Genomic DNA, 21,317 nt, shown 5'->3' on the forward strand with positions numbered 1-21,317 from the left:
GCCGGCCGCTCCGTGCCGAGCACGCCCTGCGTCAGGACGGCGAGGATCTGCGCCGCCTCGACCGCCTGGAGCAGGCGGTCCTCGTCCCAAGTGACCGGAAGCGGGCAGGGAACGTGGCCGGCCTGCTCGATGGCGAGGAAGGCGAGATGCGCCTCGGCCATGCCGGCCATGCACAGGCCGACGGGGCTGCGGGGCGGCAGCCGCAGCATCTGCAACCCCTCGGCCAGCCGTGCGACGATCTCGCGGGCGGCGGCGTAGGTCCAGGCAATGGCGGGGCGGCCGCACCAGGCGGGCTTGCTCGCCTGGTCGACGAGGGCGATGCGGGCGGGATGCCGGTCGGCGACGGCGGCGAGCAGCGCCCCCAGCCCCATGGCAAGAGGGGCCTCGGGTGCCGGCGCTGCCGGAGAGGCCGCAAGAGCCGCCCGCGGCGGATCGGCCGCGATCGCCCGCGCCGGATCGGCAAAAACCGGCTGCGCCGGATCGGGGAGGGACGACGCGTCGTCTCGTCTCATCGTCGCCTGAGCCGCCACCGTCGCCACCTCGTCCGCCTGCCGCACCGGGCATCCTACCCACGCATGGTTAAGGGCGTTTTAACCGTACCGGCCCCTCGCGGTCGGCGAAGGGATCAGCTAAGGGGCCCTGCGGTCGGCGGCCGAGGCCTTGCCTTCGCCTCAATCCGGGGGAAAGCAGGCGCCCCGGAGGCCGGGCGGAGCCCTCCGGCCGCGCTCCGCTTGCTGCCGGCGCGCCCGCATCCGAGCGGGTCTTGCGCGCCAAAGGCCACCGACGTCCTGCCGTTTGAGGGGTCCACTCCTGATGTTCTTCGCGAATCGTCCCGCGCGCCCGAACCAGGCCGCCATTGCCTTCGCCCTGGCCGGCCTCGGGCTCGGTCTCGCGACCGCCCCGGCGCTCGCCCAGCCCAAGAAGCCCGCCGCCCCGGCGCCGGCCGCTCCCGCCCCGGCGGCGCCCGCCGGCCAGGCCCAGCAGACCGGCCCGATGGTCGTGCAGGTGAAGCCCGAGCCGTCCCAGGCCGACTGGACCAAGGTCTGCGGCAAGGACCAGGGCAGCGGCAACGAGGTCTGCTACACCACCCGCGACTTCGTCTCCGACCAGGGTCAGGCGGTGCTGGCCGTGGCCGTCTACGACATGAAGGGCCCGCAGGGCGCCAAGGTCGTGCGCTTCCTGATGCCGCTCGGCCTGCTGCTGCAGCCCGGCATCCGCTTCGCGGTCGATACCGGCCAGGCGACCCCTGGCCGCTACGCCGTCTGCTTCCCGAACGGCTGCTTCGCCGAGGCCCCGGGCCTGAAGGACGAGGTGGTCAACGCGATGAAGAAGGGCACGACCCTGAACGTCAGCGTGCAGAACCAGATGCAGCGCGAGGTCACCTTCGCGGTGCCGCTGACCGGCTTCGGCAAGGCCTTCGACGGTGCCCCGATCGACCCGAAGGTGCTCGAGGAGCAGCAGAAGAAGCTTCAGGCCGAGCTGGAGAAGCGCTCCGAGGAGATGCGCAAGCAGCTCGAGCAGAAGGGCGGCGCTCCGGCGGCCGCGGCTCCGGCCGCCAAGTAAGCGCTTCGGAAACAGCTCCGCGCCCTGATCGAGGGTGCGGGGCTTCGACCGATATTCAGACGCCCCGGCATCGACGCCGCGATGCCGGGGCGTTTCGCGTGGCGGCGGCCTGCCCCGGCAGGGCCTACCGTCGCAGGCCCCGCGTCACCCAGTACTCGCGCGGGACGCAGATGCCGAGCGGGGTCGCGAAGCGCGCGTGGAAGGCGATGAAGTCGCGCTTCAGCGCGGCGCGGCGGCTCTCGTCCAGGCCGGCCGCCAGGGCCTTGGTCGGCCCATAGCCGGTGGAGAACGTCTCCCAGGCCGCCTCAGGGCTCGGCTCGCGGTAGTAGGAGACCCCCTTCTCGAAGGCGAGGTCGAAATCCCGGCCCAGCAGCTCCGTGATGCGCTCGGTGCGGCCCCACTCGAACGGCGAGGGCGGGGCCGGCGCGGGCGGCGGCGGCATGTAGGCCTTCATCACCCGGAACATCTCGAACACCGCGCCGTCGGGCGTCCAGGTGGTGAGGGCGATGCGTCCGCCCCGGCGGCAGATCCGCGCCAGCTCCGACGCCGCCGCCTCGGGGCGGCTGGCGAACATCACGCCGCAGGTCGAGATCACGGCGTCGAAGGCGCCGTCGTGGAAGGGCAGGCTCTCGGCATCGCCGACGCGGTAGGCGATCTCGAGGCCCTCGGCCCGGGCTCGCCCGGCCGCGAAGGCGATCAGGTCGCCGCCCAGATCGACGCCCACCACCTCCGCTCCCCGGCGGGCGACCAGGCGCGAGGTCCAGCCGGTGCCGGTGGCGAGGTCGAGGATCCGCTCGCCCGGTTGCGGATCCAGCCGCAGCACGCAATGCGCGATGCTGTCGGCGATGCCGCGGCTGATCTCGTCGTAGCGCCCGCCGCCGGAATTCCAGATCCCGGCCGGCCTGGCGTTATGCGGCTGGATCCGGCCGCTCTCGATTCCACTGGTCTCGATTCCACTCTTCATGGCGACCTCCCGTTCGCGCAGGAAGCATCACCACGACGATCGGCAGATCATCGCGACGCGTGACAGGCAATGCAAACGCCTGCAAGATCGCTCTCATTGCAGGACTGTTCTCAGTCTAAATGAAAATAGTCGATCCTCGTTTACATAAGTTGGCGTGCTGCCGCCGCTCGAAGCGGTCCGCGCACGCGACGAGGGCCGGGCATCGCTGCCCGGCCCTCGTCGCGTGCGCGATGCGGTGAGTTCCGATCATCGGGAGCGGGCGCGCCACCCGCCGACGGCCTCAATTCGCCGCGTCGCTCCGCAGGCGGTAGGCACCCTCGTCGTCGCGCTCGAACATCTCGGCGATACGGGTATGGCGCAGGGCCTCGCCGGAGCGGTCGGGCACCAGGTTCTGCTCCGAGACGTAGGCGACGTACTCGGTGTCCTGGTTCTCGGCGAGCAGGTGGTAGAACGGCTGGTCCTTGGACGGCCGCACCTCCTCGGGGATCGCCTGCCACCATTCCTCGGTGTTGGCGAAGACCGGGTCGACGTCGAAGATGATGCCGCGGAACGGGTAGATCCGGTGACGCACGACGTCGCCGATGTTGAACTTGGCGAAGCGGATGACCGCACCGGACGGCACGGCATCGGGCTGCGGGGCGGGCATGGCGGAGGAGGTCTGTCCGGAAGGCATGGGCGTCACATAGGATCACGGGGGCGGGAATGCACCGGCGCCGGGTCTGCGCACAAGGTAGCCCCCGCCCCCGAAGGTCTCACGATACCGGGAGCCAGGATCCCGGCTCCAAGGATTCAGGCTCCAAGGATCCCGGCTTAGACCTCCAGGCCGTAGGCCCGGGCGAGGTCGGGATCCTTGGCGGCGACGAGCCGGGCGAGGTTCACGATCACGCTGGCCTGCTTCCAGGTGGCGTCGTCCTGCATCTTGCCGTCGAGCATCACCGCGCCGGTGCCGTCGGGCATCGCCTCCAGGATGCGCGTGGCGAAAGCGACCTCGCCCGGATCCGGCGCGAAGACGCGCTTCGCGATCGCGACCTGGCTCGGATGCAGGGTCCAGGCGCCGGCGCAGCCCATCAGGAAGGCGTTGCGGAACTGCACCTCGCAGGCCGCCGCATCGGAAAAGTCGCCGAACGGGCCGTAGAACGCCTTGATGCCGTTGGCCTGGCAGGCATCGACCATCCGGGCGATGGTGTAGTGCCAGAGGTCCTGCTGCACGCTCGCCCGCTCGGCCGAGCCCGGCGTCGGATCGGCGATGACCCGGTAATCCGGATGGCCGCCGCCGACCCGGGTGGTCTTCATGCCGCGCGAGGCCGCGAGATCGGCGGGCCCCAGGCTCATCCCGTGCATGCGCGGCGAGGCGCAGGCGATGGCATCGACGTTGGCGACGCCCTCCGCCGTCTCCAGGATGGCGTGGATCAGGATCGGTTTTCCGACGCCGGCCTTCGCCTCGAGCTGCGCGAGCAGCTGGTCGACGTAGTGGATGTCCCAGGGTCCCTCGACCTTCGGCACCATCACGACGTCGAGCTTGCTCCCGACCTCAGCCACGATCTCGATCAGGTCGTCGAGCAGCCACGGGCTGTTGAGGGCGTTGACCCGGGTCCACAGGCCGGTGCCGTGAGCGGCGAAGTCGGTGTCCCGGGCCATGGCGATGAAGCCCTTGCGGGCGTTCAGCTTCTGGTCGGCCGGGACCGCATCCTCGAGGTTGCCCAGCACCACGTCGACCTGGGTCGCCAGCTCCGGCACCCGGGCCCGCACCTTGTCGTTGTGCGGCGGCACGAAGTGGATCATGCGCTCCAGGCGCACCGGCAGCTCGCGGAACGGGGCCGGGGCCCCGGAGGCCAGGGGCTGGAAGAAGCGGCGCGGCAGTTTCATGGGGGGGTCTCTCCAGCCTCCGTCACGGCCGGCCTCGCGGAGGCCCGGCCGTGACGGAGGGTTAGTGCAGGCCCGGCGCGGCCGTAAAGGGGCGCTGCGTCGGCAGATGGTCGGGGCGGGGCGAGACCTGGCGCCGGAGGGGCGCCACTTTCGACGGGGGGACGACCTCCTTTCGGGGAGGCGAACCGCGCCTGCGCCCGCCGGGAGGCGGGCGCGACGTCCTCCGACTTGTTTCCAGCTCTTTTCCTCAAGTCATCGCATGTCGACTTGCCGCGTTTAATTTTGAATGTATCATCGCCAGAGCCGGAAGGGGACAGCAGATCCCGACCGGCGCGGCGGCCGGATTGATCATCGGCCGAGGACCTCCGCGCCACGACCTGGCGGCCACAATGGAAAACCTGTGCGCAAGTGCCTTTTCGCACATGCGGGATGGAACGTGCACCGACCCCCGGCGTTCAACGGCCGAGGCGGGCGGCGGAGGACAAGAACCATGTCCCGAGAGATGAATCGGCGCGGGTTTGCCAGCGCCGCGATGATCGCGCTCGCCCTGGGAACCGTCCTGCCGGCGCAGGCCGGCACGGTGGCGGATCGGCAGCGCTCGACCGTGCGGGCGAGCTTCACGGCGGGGGACCTCGCGGCGGCGCGGCCGGAGGGGCTGCCGGCTGCCGTGCGGCTGCCGGGCGACGACCCGGCGGCGTTCCGGACCTTCCTCGACGGGGCCGCCATGGCCTCGCGTGAGCCCTGGCTCGCCCTGTCCGGCGGCGGCGAGAACGGTGCCTTCGCGGCCGGCGTGCTGAAGGGTTGGACCCGGGCCGGTAACCGACCGGATTTCGGCGTCGTCACCGGCGTCTCCACCGGAGCGCTCATCGCCCCCTTCGCCTTCGTCGGCGCCTCGCAGGACGCGGCTTTGGAGAAGGCCTATACGGAGACTTCCGCGGCGGACGTGTTCGAGTTCGGCGGCGGCCAGGAGAGCCTCACCGACACCTGGCCGCTCAAGCGCGGCATCGAGCGCAGCGTCACGCTCGCCCTGCTCGAGGCGGTGGCGGCCGAGCATCGCAAGGGCCGGCGGCTCCTCGTCGTCACGACCGAGCTCGATTCCTTACGCCCGACCCTGTGGGACATGGGTGCCATCGCGGCCTCCGGCGGGCCCGCAGCGCTCAAGCTCTTCCGCGAGGTGATGCTGGCCTCGGCGGCGATCCCCGGCATCTTCCCGCCGGTGATGATCGAATCCACCGGCCCGGGGGGGAAGCGCTTCCAGGAGATGCACGCCGATGGCGGCGCCACGGCGCCGTTCTTCATCGCCCCCGGGCGGATGCTGCTCGAACCCCTGGCGGGCGCCCCCGCCGGAGAGGATCAGCTGCCGGCGCCGGCGGTCTACGTCGTCGTCAACACCTCGCAGGCGCCGGATTTCCAGGTCGCCCAGCGCTCGATGCTGAGCATCCTCGGCCGCTCGCTCTCGGCGATGATCAAGGCCCAGACCACCGGCGCCATCGCGGTGACGAAGGCCTTCGCGGCGCGCACGGGGACGGTCGTCCACGTCGCCACGATCGACCAGCGCTTCCCCCAGGTCTCGCAGGCCCCCTTCGAGCAGGGCTACATGCGGGCGCTGTTCGCCCATGGCGAGCGGCTGGGGAAGGCCGGTACCGCCTTCGACTGGTCGCCCGACGCCCTCACCACCAGCGCGACGGGGCGCAGCGCCAGCAACGCGCCGTGATAGCGACGGCAGGGACCTCGCGGTGACGCAGATGATCCCGGCGCCTCACGTCCCCGGAACGACGCAGCGGGTTTTTCCACGTGCCGTGGAGCCCCGTTTGCCTCTATGATCGGCCAACGATCAGGGACGCGGAGGAGCGCCGCATGGCCAAAGGGTCCGACCTGCTGGTGGCCGCCCTCGAGAACGAGGGCGTGGACCGGATCTTCGGCATCCCGGGCGAGGAGAATCTCGACGTCGTCGAGTCCCTGCGCTCCTCCAAGATCGAGCTGGTGCTGACCCGCCACGAGCAGGCTGCCGCCTTCATGGCGGCGACCCACGGCCGGCTTACGGGCCGGCCCGGCGTCTGCATCTCGACGCTCGGGCCCGGCGCCCTCAACTTCACCACCGGCGCCGCCTACGCCCATCTCGGCGCGATGCCGATGCTGATGCTCACCGGCCAGAAGCCGATCATGAGCGCCCGCCAGGCCCGGTTCCAGATCGTCGACGTGATCGCGGCGATGCGCCCACTCACCAAGATGACGCGCCAGATCGTGTCGGCCGCCTCGATCCCGACCATCGTGCGCGACGCCTTCCGGGTCGCCACCGAGGAGCGGCCCGGGCCGGTCCACCTCGAACTGCCCGAGGATATCGCGGCGGAGGAGGCCGACGTCGCCCTGGTGCCCTCGCACCCGATCGACCGGCCGGTGGCCAATCCCGCGGCGATCGAGCGCGCCGCCGCGATGATCCTGCAGGCCAGGCGCCCGCTGATCATGATCGGCGCCGCCGGCAACCGCCCGCGCCTCGTCGAGCCCCTGTCCGATTTCGTGCGCCGCACCCGGATCCCGTTCTTCAACACCCAGATGGGCAAGGGCGCGGTCACCGGCGGCTCGAACCTCTATGTCGGCACCGCGGCCCTGTCGGAGCGCGACTACGTCCACGAGGCGATCGACAGCGCCGACCTGATCCTCTCGATCGGCCACGACACGATCGAGAAGCCGCCCTTCCTGATGGGCCGGGTCGCGGGCGGGCCCCGGGTGATCCATGTCGGCTACGTCTCGGCCAGCGTCGAGCAGGTCTTCCACCCCGACGCCGAGGTGGTGGGCGATATCGGCGCCACCGTCACGGCGCTCGCCGACCGGCTCGGCGGCCGGCTCGATCCGGAGCCGGCCCTGCTCGACATGCGCCAGCACATCCTCGCCCGCATCAACGATCGGGCCGAGGAGTACCGCTTCCCGGTGACGCCCCAGCGCCTCGTCCACGACGTGCGGGCGGTGATGCCGGAGGACGGCATCGTCTGCCTCGACAACGGCATGTACAAGATCTGGTTCGCCCGCAATTACCGCACCCACGTCGCCAACACGCTGCTCCTCGACAACGCGCTCGCCACGATGGGCGCGGGCCTGCCCTCGGCGATGATGGCCAAGCTCGTCCACCCGGAGCGCCGGGTGCTGGCGGTCTGCGGCGACGGCGGGTTCATGATGAACAGCCAGGAACTCGAGACGGCGGTGCGCCTGAACCTCGACCTCGTGGTGCTGGTGCTCGACGATCGCGCCTACGGCATGATCCGCTGGAAGCAGGCGGTCGACAAATTCCCCGATTACGGCATGACCTTCGGCAACCCGGATTTCGTGGCTTACGCCGAATCCTACGGCGCCAAGGGCCACCGGGTGGACTCGGCCGAAGCGCTGGCGCCGGTGCTCGAGGCCGCCTTCGCGGCGGGCGGGGTGCATCTGGTGGCGGTGCCGGTCGATTACTCCGAGAACACCCGGGTGCTGGTCGACGAACTCGGCGGGCACGTCCCGCAGGTCGAGCCCGGCTAGAGCATTCTCCGACCAAGTGGATACCGGTTGGGCGAAGAAAATGCGGCAAAATCAGAAACCTAGAGCGGCGCCCGATTGCAACGTGATCGGGCGCTGCTCTAGGGCCGTGGAGACTCCCGCGCCGGTTCCGCGCTGGCGCCGGCGTGCGGCCGGGGGCCTCATGCTGCTCGGCGCCGCCGGCGTCGCCGCCTCGGCCCCGTTCCTCCTGCCGGAGGCCGGGCGGGCCTGGCGCCTGCACGCGGCGGCCGACGATCCGGCGGCGCTTGCCAGCTTACGCCTCGCCGCGATCGCGGATTCCGAGCGGATCGGCGCCGGCCTCGACGCGGCGGTCGCGGCGGGCGACGAGGACCTCGCCCGGAGCTTCCTGGCGCTGGCCGAGGAGCGGAACGTCCCGGTCTCGCCGGAGCGGCGGGCCTCCGTGGCGGCGCTCGCCGACGGCGCACCGCGCCGGGCGCTCGCGGAGGCCGCGACCGGCTTCGTCAGCGGCGAGGGGGCCGGCATGGCCGGGCTCGCCGGCGCGGTCGCGGGCGACCTCGTCGGCTACGGCGACCTGCGCGACCTGTGGCGCGAGGGCGGGCGGCTCGCCCGGGGCGAGGCCTACGACCCGCTGCTGCTGGGCCTCGCCACCGCCGGGCTGGCGCTCACCGGCGCCACCATCGTGTCCCTCGGCACCAGCGTGCCGATCCATGCCGGCACCACGACCCTGAAGCTCGCCGCCCGCACCGGCAAGCTGTCGCGGCCGCTGGCCGCCCGGCTCACCCGCAGCGCCGGGGCCGCCCTGGACCGCGAGGCCCTGGCGCTCGCCACCGCGGCGGCCGGCCGGCTCGACCTCGCGGCCCTGCGCCAGGGCGCCAGGAGCGTGCTGCGGCCCGGCGCGCTGCGGGAGATCCGCAGCGTCGGCGAGCAATCGGCCCGGATCCAGGCCCGGCTCGGCGCCCGCGGCACCCTCCAGGCCCTCGCGGTGGCGGAGAACGCCGACGACCTGCGCCGGGTCGCCCGGCTGTCCGAGGGAATGGGCGGGCGCACCCGCGCGGCCCTGGCGCTGCTCGGCCGCGGCGCGCTGGTGCTGGGCTCGGGCCTGCTGGTTCTCCTGCAAGGCCTGTGGCTCGGCCTCGCGTGGTTCCTCGCCGCCGCCCTGTTCTGCCGCCGCGCCGGCACGGCGCTCGGCCGCCTGATCTGGCGGCGGCCGCGCCGGGCGCCGGGGGTGCGGCGCCTCGCGGACGCGCCTGCCTGATCCCGTCGTACAAGCCGCTGCACTGCATCGTCGTCTCGCTGCAACGCCGCGGCGGCTGACACTCCTGCGCCGGGGTCGGCGCAGCGAAGACTGCTCTATTCCCCAGCGTTGACCGACGATCGACTGCGTGGACCGTCGGTCATCATCTGTCGCGCACGGAGTATCTGTCCGGAAACCAGAAGCGGCGGCCCATCTTCCCCATGCCTCGACCGTTCTGGCCACACCGAGACCCGGCGCTCGACCTGCAGACAGCGCGCACCCCCCTCCAAAAGAATGATGCCAATCCCGACCATAGACCGGCGATCGATTCCGGACGCAAGCATCCGGCCTAGGCCGCATCAATCATGACGGACTTAATCTCGGCGTTGAAACCGCGATGAACAATCTTGTGCCACAGAGGTTTTGGTACTTATATGGATTCGGACGGGTCGCGACCCGCTCGATCGCTGAGGTTTGCGGGGGGCGACGATGCACGCGTGCAGATGGGGCGAACGCGGTCTGGGAGAATCTGCGCGGGTCGACGACGGGCGGCGGCGCAGCCGCGTCACCGGGACCACCGCGCCGTGACCGCCTGGCAGCCGGCGGCGGCGGCCGCCCTCGACGCGCTCGCCCTCGCGGTGCTGGTGGTCGACCGGCAGGGGCACATCCTCCACGCCAACCGGGAGGCGACGGACCTGCTCGATCGCCCCGACGGAGCCTTGTCGGGCCAGCCCGTCGGCGGCGGCCACGGTTCCGGGCATCAAGGATCCAAGCCTCAAGGATCCAAGCATCTCGGGGCGCGGCAGGCGGAGGGCCGCTCCCGGCTCCACGCCCTGATCCAGGCGGCCTGCGACGGGCGCTCCGGCGACGCCGGCGGCTTCCTGCAGCTCGAGAGCGGCAGCCCGGACGAGCCGGGCGTCTCGGTCTGCGTCTCGCCCCTCGCCGACGCCGAGGCACCTGGCCGGGCGGTTGTGGTGGCGCGCCTGCTGCGGGCGCAGGGGCGGATCGAGGTGCAGCTGCGCACCCTGTTCGGCCTCACCCGGGCCGAGGCGCAGGTCGGCGCGGCGCTCGCCCGCGGCGGCTGCCTCGCCGAGATCGCTACGGAACTCGGCATCAGCGTCACCACGGCGCGCACCCATGTTGCCCGCATCTTCCTCAAGACCGGCACGAAGCAGCAGAGCCAGCTCGTCGCCCTGGTGGCGGCGGTGCAGCTGCCGGTGGCGTGCGCGGAGACGGCACCCGTCCCCGCCTTAAGATCGCCGGCTCACGCTTTGAGATCGCCGGCTCACGCCCTGAGATCGAGCCGGTAGGCGTAGGCGTCGCCGCGAAACAGGCCCTCGACGTACTCGATCATCCGATCGTCCCGGTCGTAGGAGCGGCGCTTGATCAGGAGGCAGGGCAAGGCTTGCGTGAAGCCGAACACCGCGCACTCGGCCTCGTCCGGCGTCGCCGCCTCGATGGTCTGGCGGCAGCGCACCAGGGCCGCCCCGTGAGCCCCGAGGAACGCGTAGACCGACCCGTCGAGGTCCCCCTCGGCGAGGGCCGGCACCGCCGTGAGGTCGTACCACGCCACCTCCCGCGACAGCGGCATGCCGTCGCCGCAGCGGATGCGGACGAGCTTCAGGAACGGCGCGGTCGAGGGCAGGCCGAACAGCGACGCGATCGAGCGGTCCTGGACCACGCGGCGCTCGACGACCTGCGTCGAGGGCACCCGGCCGAGCTCGCGCATCTCCTCGGTGAAGCCCTTGAGCCGGTCCATGCCCGGGCTGAGCCGGGTGCGGCCGGGCGCCACGATGAAGCCGTGCCGGCCATGCGCCGTCAGGTAGTGCTGGCGGCGCAGGGAATCGTAGCAGCGCTGCACCGTCGTGCGGCTGACGCCCAGCGCTTCCGCGAAGGGGCGCTCGGCCGGCAGCGTCGTGCCGCCCGCCACCGTCCCGTCCTCGATCAGTGTGCGCAGCTGCTCTTCCAGCTGCTGATAGAGCGGCTTCGCGGTATCGTCCCGCAGCCGCACCAGGCTCGTCAGGGCAGGGGGGCCCGGGCCGGGCCCGGACGGGTGCTCGGGCATCGGCGGGTCAGCCGATGCGGGACGCGCACGCCGGCGCGGCGGAAGCGACGGGACGGAGAGGGGACATGAGCGTCGAGGGTAGCGTCGACATGGTGGCCGATCCGGCTCTCTTCGTGCTCGGGAGCTTCGTGATTGCCTGTTCTGCCACGGTTGACCGCCTGCCGCGAGCGGGCGAATCACTGAGGGCACAGGCTTTCCTGGTCGAGCCGGGGGGCAAGGGGCTCAACCTCGCGGTCGGGGCCCGGCGCCTCGGCGCCGCCGTGGACGGCCTGCTGGCGATCGGGGATGACGCCCTGGCGGCGCTCGCCGGGCCGGCCCTCGACCGTGCCGGCCTGCCGTCCGGCATGCTGCACCGCTTCTCCGGTCCGACCGGGGCCGGCATCGGCTTCACCGACGCTACGGGCGAGAACTGCCTCGCGGTCCATCCCGGCGCCAATGCCCGGCTCGGGGCGGCGGAGGTGCGGGCGGCCGCGGAAAGGATCGCCCGCAGCGCCCTCGTCCTGGCGCAGTTCGAGGCCGGCGACGAGGCGGTGGCGGAGATTTTTCGGATCGCCCGCGCGGCGGGCCGGCCCACCCTGCTCAACCCGTCCCCGTTCCGGATACCGGCGCCGGGGATCCTGGCGGATACCGCGATCCTTGTCGTCAACGCGGTCGAGGCGGCGGCGTTCGGTGCGGCTCTCGACGTGCGATCACCCGAACCTTGGTCGGAGGAAGCGGCGGAGCCGGCGGCCTTCGAGGCGCTGGCCGGCGCGCTCCTCGCCAGCGGGCCGGACCTCGTCGTGGTCACCCTCGGGGCGTCCGGTGCGCTCGCCTTCGAGGCCGACCATCCGGCCCTGATCCAGCCGGCCCTGCCCGTGGCGGCGGTCGACACGCTCGGCGCCGGCGACGCCTTCACGGCAGGGCTCGCCGTCGGCCTCGCCGGGGGGCGCCCGCTGCCCGAGGCCCTGCGTCTCGCCGCAGCGTGCGGCGCCTGCGTGGTCCGCCACAAGGGCGTGTTCGACGCCCTGCCGGATCGCGAAGCGGTCGCGGCTCTGCTCGCGGACGCCGCGTGAGGCACCACCCGCGGGAAGATGTTTTGCGAGGATGCGGAGACTTCGGGCTACGTGAACAGGCCCGCCAGCAGACTGCCGATCATTGCGACCGTCGCGAGGGTCACGATGAACCGGATGTCGTCGAGTCTTTCCCTGATCATCGCCGAACCTCCTTCGCCGCGTGACCGGGCGACGTGTAGGGCCAAGAGCGCCCCGGTGCAGTGCGCAGTCGCACCTGTGCTTGACGAAGGATGAACGGAGCTCGCCCGGCACTACCAGCCTCGATCAGAGTCGATGCAAGGCCTCGGGCGGAGACGCGGAACGGCGTGAATTGAGGCGTGATCAGGGCGGCTTGGCCGTTGACAGATGCCCTCGCACCTAAGAAAAAAGGCCACACGCGAGGTGTGGCCCAAGTCTAGGGAGGAAACGCCCAAAGAGGGCAGCAACGCTGCGACGCCATCGCCGCGTTGCCACTCAATAGCTAAGCCCTGCCCGCTTCGCTGGCAAGGGCTCGCTCGTGTTTTGTGGCATCCGCGACGCAGGTGATGCCGCGACGCAACGCCTCACGTAGCGTCAAGCACCGGGATCCGCGATCATCGCGTTTCGTTCTCGCCCGTCGAAGACACGTCGAGACACGCAAGGAGCCGCCGCGATGACGCCGACCGACCCAACGACGCGCCGCATCCCGGTCCGCGGCCTGACCCTCAACATCGCCGAATCCGGCCCGGCCGACGGGCCGCTGACGCTGCTGCTGCACGGCTTTCCCGAGACTTGGTGGGCGTGGCGGCACCAGATCGGCCCGCTCGCGGCGGCGGGCCTGCGGGTGGTGGCGCCGGACCAGCGCGGCTACGGCCAGTCGAGCCGGCCCGAGGGCATTCCCGCCTATCACCTCGACCGCCTCGCCGAGGACGTGACCGGCCTCGCCGACGCCCTGGGATACGACCGGTTCCGCCTCGTCGGGCACGATTGGGGCGGCCTCGTCGCCTGGTGGGTGGCCTCGCGCCATCCCGACCGCGTGGAGCGGGTCGCGATCCTCAACGCGCCGCACCCGGACGTCTTCGGCGCCTATGCCCGCCGGCACCCGAGCCAGGTGCTGCGGAGCTTCTATGTCGGGCTTTTTCAGCTCCCCGGCCTGCCCGAGGCGCTGCTGCGCGCCGGCGACTGCGCCGCGCTCCGCCGCGCCCTGACCCGGTCGAGCCGGCCCGGCGCCTTCTCGCCCCACGACCTCGACCTCTACGCCGCCGCCTGGCGCCGACCCGGCGCGATCACCGCGATGCTGAACTGGTACCGCGCCCTGCGCCTGCCCCGGGAGGCTGCGCCGGGGCCGATCCGGCTGCCCGCCCTGGTGCTGTGGGGCGAGCGCGACACCGCGCTCGAGCGCGACCTCGCCGCCGAGAGCCTGCGCCTCTGCACGGACGGGGCGGTGCGCTACTTCCCCGCCGCCACCCACTGGCTCCAGCACGAGGAGCCGCAGGCGGTCAACGAAGCCCTGATCGGCTTCCTGACCGCCGGGAGCGCGGGTCCTGCGCCAGATCAGGCCTGATCGCCGAACAGCAGCTGCTTCGTTGCCGCCATCACGTCGTCCTGCCGCATCAGGCTCTCGCCGACGAGCAGCGTGCGGATGCCGGCGCGGCCCAGCACCTGCGCGTCGGCATGGCTGCCGATGCCGCTCTCACCGACCAGGATCCGGTCCGCCGGCACCAGCGGGCTCAGGCGCACGGCGTTGTCGAGCGAGACCTTGAAGGTGCGCAGATCGCGGTTGTTGACGCCGATGAGCCGGGTGCCCAGCGGCAGGGCGCGGGCGAGCTCGGCCTCGTCGTGGACCTCGACCAGCACGTCCATGCCGAGGTCGTGGGCGGTCTCGACCAGCGCCGTGGCCTCCTCGTCGTCGAGGCTCGCCATGATGACCAGGACGCAATCGGCGCCCCAGGCCCGGGCCTCGACCACCTGATAGGGCTCGAACAGAAAGTCCTTGCGCAGGACAGGCAGGGTGCAGGCGTCGCGGGCCGCAGTTAGGTATTCGGGCTTGCCCTTGAAGGAGGGCTCGTCGGTGAGCACCGACAGGCAGGTGGCGCCGCCCGCCTCGTAGGCGCGGGCGAGCGTCGGCGGATCGAAATCCTCGCGGATCAGGCCGCGGGACGGCGAGGCCTTCTTGATCTCGGCGATCAGCGCGAAGCGATCCTGCGCCACATGCGCCGCGATCGCGTCGGCGAAGCCGCGCGGCGGGGCGGCCTTCGCGGCGCGCTTCTCGAGCTCGGCGAGCGGCACGCGCAGCTTCGCCGCGGCGATCTCGCGCCGCTTGTAGGCCTCGATATGGGCGAGCACGTCGGCCGGGCGCGGCCGGGCCTCGCCGTCATGGGACTTCGCGTCCTGAGACGTCGAATCCTGGGAGATCGTATCGGTGTCGGACAAGGCCGTATCCTCCCCTCGGGAGCGTATCGGGGATGTCATGCATCACTCCGCCGGTCGTGAACGCCCGGTGCCGAAGCGGTCACCGGTTCGGCGATGAAACGATGCGAGACCAAGACGTGCAGCAGAGTTACGCGGGGCAACTCCGCCGAGCGAGTGTCAGGCTCCGCCGGGAGGCGGGGGGCTCACGCGTGGGAGACGGCCGCCAGGCGCTCCAGAACCGCCCGCGCCGCGCCGGTGTCGATCGCCTGGGCGGCGCGCGTGACGCCGTCCTGAAGGCTGTCAACGCGCCCGGCGACCATCAGGGCCGCTGCGGCATTGAGGATTCCGATGTCGCGGTAGGGCGTGCGGGCGCCGTCGAGCACGTCGCGGAGCGCCCCCGCATTGTGCGCCGGGTCGCCGCCGCGCAACTCCTCCGGTTGGGCGAGGCGCAGGCCTAGCTCCCGCGGATCGATGGTGAAGCGGCGGATCGCGCCGTCTTCCAGCGCCACCACGGCGGTCGGGCCGGTGGTGGTGATCTCGTCGAGCCCGTCCGAGCCGTGCACGGTCCAGACCCGGCGGCTGCCGAGCTCGGCCAGCACCCGGGTCATCGGCTCGGCGAGCGAGGCCGCGTAGACGCCCAGCAGCTGCGCCGAGACCCCGGCCGGGTTGCAGAGCGGTCCCAGCACGTTGAACAGCGTCCGCGTGCCGATCTCGACCCGCACCGGCGCGACGTGGCGCATCGAGGCATGGTGCGACTGGGCGAACATGAAGCACAGGCCCGCCTCGGACAGGCAGCGGGCGAGGTGATCGGGGGTGAGGCCGATGCCGACCCCGAGGGCCGAGAGCACGTCGGCGGCGCCCGAACGCGACGAGGCGGCGCGGTTGCCGTGCTTGGCCACCGGCACGCCGCAGGCAGCGGTGACGATCGCCGCCAGGGTCGAGACGTTGTAGCTGCCCGAATGGTCGCCGCCGGTGCCGACGATGTCGATCGCGCCCTCGGGCGCCGCGACGCGGGTCATGCGCTCGCGCAGCGCCCCGGCCGCACCTGTGATCTCGTCGAGGGCCTCGCCGCGGACGTGCAACGCCATCAGGAAGGCGCCGGCCTGGGCGTGCGTCACCTCGCCGGAGAGCAGGTGGTCGAAGGCGCGGCGGGCCTCCTCGCGCGTCAGCGCGGCGCCCGTGGCGACCTTCGCCAGGTAGGGCTTGAACGAGTCCATGACGAGTACGGGCCTGATCTCAGCGCGGGCTTACCGCCCGACCCCGTCAATGCACATCTGGGCCGCGCTTGTCACCCCGGCGCTTGGCATTCCAGTCGGTGGCGAGGGCGAGGAAATTGCGCACCATGGTCTCGCCATGCTGCGACAGGATGCTCTCGGGGTGGAACTGCACCCCGTGCACCGGCCGTTCCGCGTGCTCCAGCGCCATGATGAGGCCGTCGGCCTCCGCGGTCACCACGAGGTCCTGCGGGCAGGTCGCCCGCTCGACGATCAGCGAGTGGTAGCGCGTCGCCGAAAATGGGCCGTTGATGCCGCGAAACAACCCGGTCGCCCGGTGCTGCACCTGTGAGACCTTGCCGTGCATCGGAGCCGGCGCCCGCACCACGTCGCCGCCGAAGGCCTGGCCGATCGCCTGGAGGCCGAGGCAGACGCCGAGCATCGGGATCTCGTCGCTCAACTCCCGCACCACGTCGAGGCAGATCCCCGCCTCGCTCGGCGTGCAGGGGCCGGGCGAGAGCACCAGCGCGTCGGGCGCGCGGTGGCGAATCTCCGCAACGGTGATCGCGTCGTTGCGCACCACCTCGACCGAACCTGCGAGCGGGCCGATCAGGTGGACCAGGTTCCAGGTGAAGGAATCGTAGTTGTCGATGACCAGGATGTCGGACATGGGGCGCCTCTTAGCGGCGCGGTGTGGGGCTTGGGGTGGCGGGAGGTCAAGGGGGCGGTGTGCGACGCCTCCGGCGCTGGGCGACATAAAAAACCCGCCCATCCCTCGCGGGACAGGCGGGTGAAGTCGAGGGTCCGTCCTTGGTGGAGGGAGTCTGCTATTCCCGATCGCCGGTGAGGCTCAGCAGCATCTGGAACAGGTTGATGAAGTTCAGGTAGAGCGACAGCGCCCCGAACACCGCGAGCTTGGACGTGGCTTCCTCACCCCAGTTCTCGGCGTATTGCTCCTTGATCGACTGCGTGTCGTAGGCGGTGAGCCCGGTGAAGATCACGACGCCGATGAGCGAGATGGCGAATTGCAGCGCGCTCGAGGCCAGGAAGATATTGACCAGGCTGGCGATGACGAGGCCGATCAGGCCCATCACCAGGAACGAGCCCATCCGCGACAGGTCGCGCTTGGTGGTGTAGCCGTAGAGGCTGGTCGCCCCGAACATCGCCGCGGTGATGAAGAAGGTGCGGGCGATGCTGGTGCCGGTGAAGACCAGGAAGATCGAGGCCAGCGACAGCCCCATCACCCCGCAGAAGGTCCAGAACAGGGTGTGGGCGGTGGCGGCCGAGATCCGGTCGGCGCGGAACGACAGCACCATGATGAAGGCCAGCGGGGCCAGCATCACGACGTATTTCAGCGGCGTGCCGAAGAGCGGCTTGTAGAGCGCAGGGGTCGAGGAGACGCCCAGCGCCACCAGGCCGGTCAGGGCCAGGCCGAGGCCCATCGTGTTGTAGACCCGCAGCATGTGCCGCCGCAGGCCCTCGTCGAAGACCGCACCGGCGGGGGCCGCGTGGGTCTGCCAGGCGTAGGGGGTGTTCATCGGGGAGAGTGCTCCGGGATGGTGGCGGGTAAAATCAGTGGCGCAACGCCGCCAGGGTTGCGGCGGCGCGGCCGAGATCGGGCTCGTTGCCCGAGCCGCTGAGCGCGTAGGCGCCGCGTCCGACCTTCCAGTAGACCGTGACGGCCTCCGGCGAGCGGACGATGGCGGGGGCACTCGCCTCCGCGTCGGCGCTGCGGGTGGCGAAGAGCGCGACCTTCCCGAGGGTGCCGGCATCGATCGCGACCTCGACGCCCGCGCCGCTGCGCGAGGGGAAGATCTGCATGTCGTCGACGCGCCAGTCCGACGGCAGGTCGGGCAGGGCGATACCGGTCGCGGCCTCGACCTCGCGCCGGTCATAGGCCGGGGTCGGGCGCTGCGAGGCCACTCGGGCACGGACCAGGGCGGCCTGGCGGGCCTGGAGCGCCTCCTCGACGAAGGCCGGCGAGTGCGTCGACGCGATGGTGTTCTGCACGCCGAAATCGCCGGTCTCGTTGTGCAGGAGCCAGCCGGTCCCGACCAGCATGGCGATCACCGCGGCGCGCTGGAGCCGCGCGCCGATGCGGCGCCAGGTCAGCGCCCGGTCGAGGCGGCGGGCGGCGGAGGCGAGACGCTCGGGGGAAGGCCCGGACCGCACGGCCACGCCTTCCGCCGGCCCGAACGCGGCGCGCAGCGCATCGCGGGTGTGCAGGTCGGCCATCACCCGGGCCGCCACCTCGGGCCGCGCCGCCAGGTGCTCCTCGACCTCGATCCGCCGGCCGAGATCGAGCTGGCCGTCGATATAGGCGTTCAGGTCGGCCTCGGTGATCGGATCCATGGTCGCCTCCGGTGACTGCTCGCCATGCATCACGACGCCCTCGCGGTGTTGCCGCCCTCGACAACGCGCAGGCGCGGTCGCTCCGGCGCGTCCTCCGAGGCCGGCAGGCGCGAGCCGCCGCCGCTCTCGATGGTGCGCAGGGCCGCCCGGGCTCGCCCGAGGCGCGACATCAGCGTGCCGATCGGGATGCCGAGCACGTCGGCGGCCTCCTGGTAGGCCAGCCCCTCGATCGTCACGAGGTGCAGGGCCTCGCGCTGCTCCGCCGGCAGGCGCTGGAACGCCTCGCGCACCTGGGCGAGGCGCACATGCCCTTCCTGGGCCGGCGGCGTCGCCTCCTCGACGATGTGGCCGAGGGCGTCGGCGTAGCGCGCCTCGACCTTGCGGCGGCGCTGGTCGTCGATGAAGGCGTTGTGCAGCACCGTCATCAGCCAGGTGCGCAGGTTGGTCCCCGGGCGCAGGGTCCCCTGCCGCTCGAGGGCGCGCACGAGGGTGTCGTGCACGAGGTCGTCGGCCTGAGCGGGATCGCGCGTCAGGGACCGGGCGTAGCGCCGGAGCGGCACGAGAAGGTCGAGGACGTCGGGGCGCTTGCGAAGCATCATACTGGGTAAACGTCCGGCGGCCGGTTCCTAATCCCGCCGTCTGCCGTTGCGCGACGCCGCCATCGCGCCAGTCCTGTTCACATCCGCGTGATCGCGAAGGGCGGGGAGGCCGAAACGGCGAGGGGCCCGCAACGGGGCCCCTCGCTCACCTCCGGATGACGCGTCGGCTCAGTGCGACAGGATCCGCGACAGGAAGGTCTGGGCGCGCTCGCTGCGGGGCGAGCCGAAGAAGTCCTCCTTCTGCGCGTCCTCGACGATCTCGCCCTTGTCCATGAAGATCACCCGGTTCGCGACCTTGCGGGCGAAGCCCATCTCGTGGGTCACGACCATCATGGTCATGCCCTCGCGGGCGAGCTCGACCATCACGTCCAGCACCTCGCCAACCATCTCGGGGTCCAGCGCCGAGGTCGGCTCGTCGAACAGCATCACGATCGGGTTCATGGCGAGCGCCCGGGCGATCGCCACGCGCTGCTGCTGGCCGCCGGAGAGCTGGCCCGGATACTTGTGGGCATGGGCCTTGAGGCCGACCCGCTCCAGGAGGGCGAGGCCCTTGGCGTGCGCCTCGTCCTTCGACCGGCCGAGCACCTTGCGCTGGGCGAGGTTCAGGTTGTCGGTGATCGACAGGTGAGGAAACAGCTCGAAATGCTGGAACACCATGCCGACCCGCGAGCGGAGCTTGGGCAGGTTGGTCTTCTTGTTGGCGATCTGCGTCCCGTCGACGGTGATCTGGCCCTTCTGGAACGGCTCGAGGGCGTTGACGCACTTGATCAGCGTCGACTTGCCGGAGCCCGAGGGGCCGCAGACCACCACCACCTCGCCCTTGCGGATCGCGGTGGTGCAGTCCGTCAGCACCTGGAAGTCGCCGTACCACTTCGAGACGCCCTCGATGGTGATCATCGGCGCGCCGGTCGCCGCCACCGGCGGCGGATCGGTGAGCAGGGTGCCGACGGGGCCGGAGGCCGGCGCCGCCGCGGACGTGGCCTGCGGCTCCGAAGCGGGGCTGACGGGCGGCATCGCGGAAGAGGTCATGGCGGCAAACCCTATCGGATGATGGCGACCCGGCGCTGCAGGCGGCGCACCAGGAGCGAGGCGATGAAGCAGACGGCGAAGTAGACGACCGCCGCGAACAGGTACATCTCGACGAGGCGACCGTCGCGCTGCGCCACCTTGGACGCGGCGCCGAGGAAGTCGGTGATCGACAGGACGTAGACCAGCGAGGTGTCCTGGAACAGCACGATGGTCTGGGTCAGCAGCACCGGCAGCATGTTGCGGAAGGCCTGGGGCAGGATGACGTTGCTCATCGACTGCCAGTAGGTGAGGCCGAGCGCCGAGGCCGCCGCGCCCTGTCCCTTCGGGATCGACTGGATGCCCGCCCGCATGATCTCGGAGAAGTAGGCCGCCTCGAACAGCGTGAAGGTGATGAGCGAGGACGAGAACGCGCCGACCTGGATCGGCCGCTCGGCCCCGATGATCCACTGCCCGATATACGGCACCAGGAAGTAGAACCAGAAGATCACCAGCACCAGCGGCAGCGAGCGCATGAAGTTGACGTAGGCCTTGGCGATCTGCGGCAGCACCGGCAGGCCCGACAGCCGCATCATGGCGATCAGCGTGCCGAGGATCACGCCGCCGACGGCCGCGAGCGCGGTCAGCGTCAGCGTGAACGTCATCCCGTCGAAGAACAGGTAGCGCCAGGAATTGAGGATGACGCCGAAATCGAAGTTCGAGAACATCGCAGGACCTTGCCCGAAGATTCAGAGGATCAGCGGCCCGGCACCGCGACGCGGCGCTCGATCAGCCCGGCGGCGGTCACCACCAGCAGGTTGATGATGATGTAGATGATCGTCGCGGCGGTGAATGCCTCGAAGACCTGGAACGAGAATTCCTGCATCGCGCGGGCCCGGGCGGTCAGTTCCAGGAGCCCGATGGTCAGCGCCACCGACGTGTTCTTCAGGTTGTTGAGGAACTCGGAGGTCAGCGGCGGCAGGATGATGCGGTAGGCGTTGGGCAGCAGCACGTAGCGGTAGGTCTGGGCGGTGGTAAGCCCGAGCGCCGTGCCGGCCATGCGCTGGCCCCGCGGCAGGGCCTGGATGCCGGCCCGCACTTGCTCGGCGACGCGCGAGGCGGTGAAGAAGCCGAGGCACACCACCGCGGTGTAGAACGGCGCGTTCGGCAGTTGCTTCAGCCAGGTGCCCCAGGATTCCGGCAGCACCTCGGGCAGCACGAAGAACCACAGGAACATCTGCACGAGGAGCGGGATGTTGCGGAACAGCTCGACATAGGCGTTGCCGACGGCTTGCGCAGCCCGGCTCGGCAGGGTGCGCAGCACGCCGATCACCGAGCCGACCGCGAAGGCGATGACCCAGGCGCAGAGCGCCGTGACGATGGTCCAGACCAGGCCCGACAGCAGCATGTCGCCGTAGGTGCCGGTCCCCTCGGGCGACGCCTCGAAGAAGATGCCCCAGTTCCAGTTGTAGTTCATGCCCTGTCTTCCGGGTGCGTTCGGCTGCGTCTGTTCGGCTTGGTCGAGGCTGTCTTGGCGGCGA

21 protein-coding genes are annotated in these 21,317 nt (G+C 71.2%); 7 read left to right on the top strand and 14 right to left on the bottom strand.

Annotated features, from left to right (window positions below):
• On the bottom strand, positions 1-557 hold a 557-nt coding region (locus ABZT49_RS32405), incomplete at its 3' end, for an AMP-binding protein (RefSeq protein ID WP_407943617.1).
• Between the two features lie 256 nt (positions 558-813).
• On the opposite strand from ABZT49_RS32405, the gene ABZT49_RS32410 reads away from it, so the two are divergent.
• A complete protein-coding gene (locus ABZT49_RS32410; protein ID WP_355292498.1) occupies positions 814-1,563 on the top strand; it encodes an invasion associated locus B family protein in 750 nt (249 codons plus the stop codon).
• A 124-nt stretch (positions 1,564-1,687) separates the two neighbouring features.
• On the opposite strand, the gene ABZT49_RS32415 is transcribed toward ABZT49_RS32410, so the two are convergent.
• From ABZT49_RS32415 to ABZT49_RS32425, 3 genes are all read right to left on the bottom strand, one after another.
• A complete protein-coding gene (locus ABZT49_RS32415; RefSeq protein WP_355292499.1) occupies positions 1,688-2,527 on the bottom strand; it encodes a class I SAM-dependent methyltransferase in 840 nt (279 codons plus the stop codon).
• Between the two features lie 280 nt (positions 2,528-2,807).
• Positions 2,808-3,173, bottom strand: coding sequence for a heat shock protein HspQ (gene hspQ / locus ABZT49_RS32420; protein WP_355292501.1), 366 nt, complete (start codon positions 3,171-3,173; stop codon positions 2,808-2,810).
• A 164-nt stretch (positions 3,174-3,337) separates the two neighbouring features.
• Positions 3,338-4,393, bottom strand: a complete 1,056-nt coding sequence (locus tag ABZT49_RS32425) for a CoA ester lyase (protein ID WP_355292503.1) — start codon at positions 4,391-4,393, stop codon at positions 3,338-3,340.
• A gap of 490 nt (positions 4,394-4,883) precedes the next feature.
• Between ABZT49_RS32425 and ABZT49_RS32430 the strand changes: the two genes are divergently transcribed.
• The 4 genes from ABZT49_RS32430 (at position 4,884) to ABZT49_RS32445 (ending at position 10,429) form a co-directional block, all read left to right on the top strand.
• The gene (locus tag ABZT49_RS32430) at positions 4,884-6,107 is read left to right on the top strand and encodes a patatin-like phospholipase family protein (RefSeq protein ID WP_355292505.1); all 1,224 of its coding nucleotides are present in this window, start codon (positions 4,884-4,886) and stop codon (positions 6,105-6,107) included.
• Between the two features lie 143 nt (positions 6,108-6,250).
• Complete coding sequence (locus tag ABZT49_RS32435; RefSeq protein ID WP_355292507.1) at positions 6,251-7,906, top strand: acetolactate synthase large subunit; 1,656 nt, start codon at positions 6,251-6,253, stop codon at positions 7,904-7,906.
• Between the two features lie 160 nt (positions 7,907-8,066).
• Positions 8,067-9,140, top strand: coding sequence for a hypothetical protein (locus tag ABZT49_RS32440; protein WP_355292508.1), 1,074 nt, complete (start codon positions 8,067-8,069; stop codon positions 9,138-9,140).
• Positions 9,141-9,703: 563 nt separating this feature from the next.
• The gene (locus ABZT49_RS32445; RefSeq protein ID WP_355292510.1) at positions 9,704-10,429 is read left to right on the top strand and encodes a helix-turn-helix transcriptional regulator; all 726 of its coding nucleotides are present in this window, start codon (positions 9,704-9,706) and stop codon (positions 10,427-10,429) included.
• On the opposite strand, the gene ABZT49_RS32450 is transcribed toward ABZT49_RS32445, so the two are convergent.
• Positions 10,405-11,184, bottom strand: a complete 780-nt coding sequence (locus ABZT49_RS32450; protein ID WP_355292512.1) for a GntR family transcriptional regulator — start codon at positions 11,182-11,184, stop codon at positions 10,405-10,407. The two genes, ABZT49_RS32445 and ABZT49_RS32450, sit on opposite strands and share 25 nt — an antisense overlap.
• A gap of 65 nt (positions 11,185-11,249) precedes the next feature.
• Between ABZT49_RS32450 and ABZT49_RS32455 the strand changes: the two genes are divergently transcribed.
• A complete protein-coding gene (locus ABZT49_RS32455) occupies positions 11,250-12,236 on the top strand; it encodes a PfkB family carbohydrate kinase (RefSeq protein ID WP_355292514.1) in 987 nt (328 codons plus the stop codon).
• A gap of 631 nt (positions 12,237-12,867) precedes the next feature.
• The gene (locus ABZT49_RS32460; protein ID WP_355292515.1) at positions 12,868-13,758 is read left to right on the top strand and encodes an alpha/beta fold hydrolase; all 891 of its coding nucleotides are present in this window, start codon (positions 12,868-12,870) and stop codon (positions 13,756-13,758) included.
• Here ABZT49_RS32460 and trpC read toward each other — a convergent pair.
• The 9 genes from trpC to ABZT49_RS32505 all read right to left on the bottom strand — a co-directional run bounded on the left by trpC (position 13,749) and on the right by ABZT49_RS32505 (position 21,253).
• Positions 13,749-14,609, bottom strand: a complete 861-nt coding sequence (gene trpC / locus ABZT49_RS32465) for an indole-3-glycerol phosphate synthase TrpC (RefSeq protein WP_407943621.1) — start codon at positions 14,607-14,609, stop codon at positions 13,749-13,751. The two genes, ABZT49_RS32460 and trpC, sit on opposite strands and share 10 nt — an antisense overlap.
• A 200-nt stretch (positions 14,610-14,809) precedes the next feature.
• Positions 14,810-15,823 carry an anthranilate phosphoribosyltransferase gene (gene trpD / locus ABZT49_RS32470; protein ID WP_355292517.1) on the bottom strand — a complete coding sequence of 338 codons (1,014 nt, stop codon included), beginning with the start codon at positions 15,821-15,823 and terminating at the stop codon, positions 14,810-14,812.
• A 46-nt stretch (positions 15,824-15,869) separates the two neighbouring features.
• Positions 15,870-16,490 (bottom strand): aminodeoxychorismate/anthranilate synthase component II, encoded by a 621-nt coding sequence (locus tag ABZT49_RS32475; RefSeq protein WP_355292519.1) that lies wholly within the window; start codon positions 16,488-16,490, stop codon positions 15,870-15,872.
• A gap of 157 nt (positions 16,491-16,647) precedes the next feature.
• The gene (locus ABZT49_RS32480; RefSeq protein ID WP_355292521.1) at positions 16,648-17,358 is read right to left on the bottom strand and encodes a Bax inhibitor-1/YccA family protein; all 711 of its coding nucleotides are present in this window, start codon (positions 17,356-17,358) and stop codon (positions 16,648-16,650) included.
• A 34-nt stretch (positions 17,359-17,392) separates the two neighbouring features.
• On the bottom strand, positions 17,393-18,172 hold the full coding sequence (locus ABZT49_RS32485) for a zf-HC2 domain-containing protein (protein ID WP_355292523.1): 780 nt from the start codon (positions 18,170-18,172) through the stop codon (positions 17,393-17,395).
• A gap of 29 nt (positions 18,173-18,201) precedes the next feature.
• Positions 18,202-18,768 (bottom strand): sigma-70 family RNA polymerase sigma factor, encoded by a 567-nt coding sequence (locus ABZT49_RS32490; RefSeq protein ID WP_407943622.1) that lies wholly within the window; start codon positions 18,766-18,768, stop codon positions 18,202-18,204.
• Between the two features lie 171 nt (positions 18,769-18,939).
• Complete coding sequence (locus tag ABZT49_RS32495) at positions 18,940-19,668, bottom strand: amino acid ABC transporter ATP-binding protein (RefSeq protein WP_355292652.1); 729 nt, start codon at positions 19,666-19,668, stop codon at positions 18,940-18,942.
• A 143-nt stretch (positions 19,669-19,811) separates the two neighbouring features.
• Positions 19,812-20,504 (bottom strand): ABC transporter permease subunit, encoded by a 693-nt coding sequence (locus tag ABZT49_RS32500; protein WP_355292527.1) that lies wholly within the window; start codon positions 20,502-20,504, stop codon positions 19,812-19,814.
• A 29-nt stretch (positions 20,505-20,533) separates the two neighbouring features.
• Positions 20,534-21,253 (bottom strand): amino acid ABC transporter permease, encoded by a 720-nt coding sequence (locus ABZT49_RS32505; protein ID WP_093567524.1) that lies wholly within the window; start codon positions 21,251-21,253, stop codon positions 20,534-20,536.
• Positions 21,254-21,317: the final 64 nt, after the last annotated feature.

Origin of the sequence: Methylobacterium sp. EM32 (assembly GCF_040593685.1) — a bacterium.
GTDB lineage: Bacteria > Pseudomonadota > Alphaproteobacteria > Rhizobiales > Beijerinckiaceae > Methylobacterium.

Coding starts and splice junctions, on each gene's coding strand:
- hspQ (WP_355292501.1), bottom strand. CDS start 3,173: ATGCCCGCCCCGCAGCCCGATGCCGTGCCGTCCGGTGCGGTCATCCGC.
- trpD (WP_355292517.1), bottom strand. CDS start 15,823: ATGGACTCGTTCAAGCCCTACCTGGCGAAGGTCGCCACGGGCGCCGCG.
- ABZT49_RS32415 (WP_355292499.1), bottom strand. CDS start 2,527: ATGAAGAGTGGAATCGAGACCAGTGGAATCGAGAGCGGCCGGATCCAG.
- ABZT49_RS32500 (WP_355292527.1), bottom strand. CDS start 20,504: ATGTTCTCGAACTTCGATTTCGGCGTCATCCTCAATTCCTGGCGCTAC.
- ABZT49_RS32480 (WP_355292521.1), bottom strand. CDS start 17,358: ATGAACACCCCCTACGCCTGGCAGACCCACGCGGCCCCCGCCGGTGCG.
- ABZT49_RS32435 (WP_355292507.1), top strand. CDS start 6,251: ATGGCCAAAGGGTCCGACCTGCTGGTGGCCGCCCTCGAGAACGAGGGC.
- ABZT49_RS32430 (WP_355292505.1), top strand. CDS start 4,884: ATGTCCCGAGAGATGAATCGGCGCGGGTTTGCCAGCGCCGCGATGATC.
- ABZT49_RS32450 (WP_355292512.1), bottom strand. CDS start 11,184: ATGCCCGAGCACCCGTCCGGGCCCGGCCCGGGCCCCCCTGCCCTGACG.
- ABZT49_RS32455 (WP_355292514.1), top strand. CDS start 11,250: ATGAGCGTCGAGGGTAGCGTCGACATGGTGGCCGATCCGGCTCTCTTC.
- ABZT49_RS32410 (WP_355292498.1), top strand. CDS start 814: ATGTTCTTCGCGAATCGTCCCGCGCGCCCGAACCAGGCCGCCATTGCC.
- ABZT49_RS32460 (WP_355292515.1), top strand. CDS start 12,868: ATGACGCCGACCGACCCAACGACGCGCCGCATCCCGGTCCGCGGCCTG.
- ABZT49_RS32490 (WP_407943622.1), bottom strand. CDS start 18,768: ATGCTTCGCAAGCGCCCCGACGTCCTCGACCTTCTCGTGCCGCTCCGG.
- ABZT49_RS32440 (WP_355292508.1), top strand. CDS start 8,067: ATGCTGCTCGGCGCCGCCGGCGTCGCCGCCTCGGCCCCGTTCCTCCTG.
- ABZT49_RS32505 (WP_093567524.1), bottom strand. CDS start 21,253: ATGAACTACAACTGGAACTGGGGCATCTTCTTCGAGGCGTCGCCCGAG.
- ABZT49_RS32475 (WP_355292519.1), bottom strand. CDS start 16,490: ATGTCCGACATCCTGGTCATCGACAACTACGATTCCTTCACCTGGAAC.
- ABZT49_RS32485 (WP_355292523.1), bottom strand. CDS start 18,172: ATGGATCCGATCACCGAGGCCGACCTGAACGCCTATATCGACGGCCAG.
- ABZT49_RS32495 (WP_355292652.1), bottom strand. CDS start 19,668: ATGATCACCATCGAGGGCGTCTCGAAGTGGTACGGCGACTTCCAGGTG.
- ABZT49_RS32425 (WP_355292503.1), bottom strand. CDS start 4,393: ATGAAACTGCCGCGCCGCTTCTTCCAGCCCCTGGCCTCCGGGGCCCCG.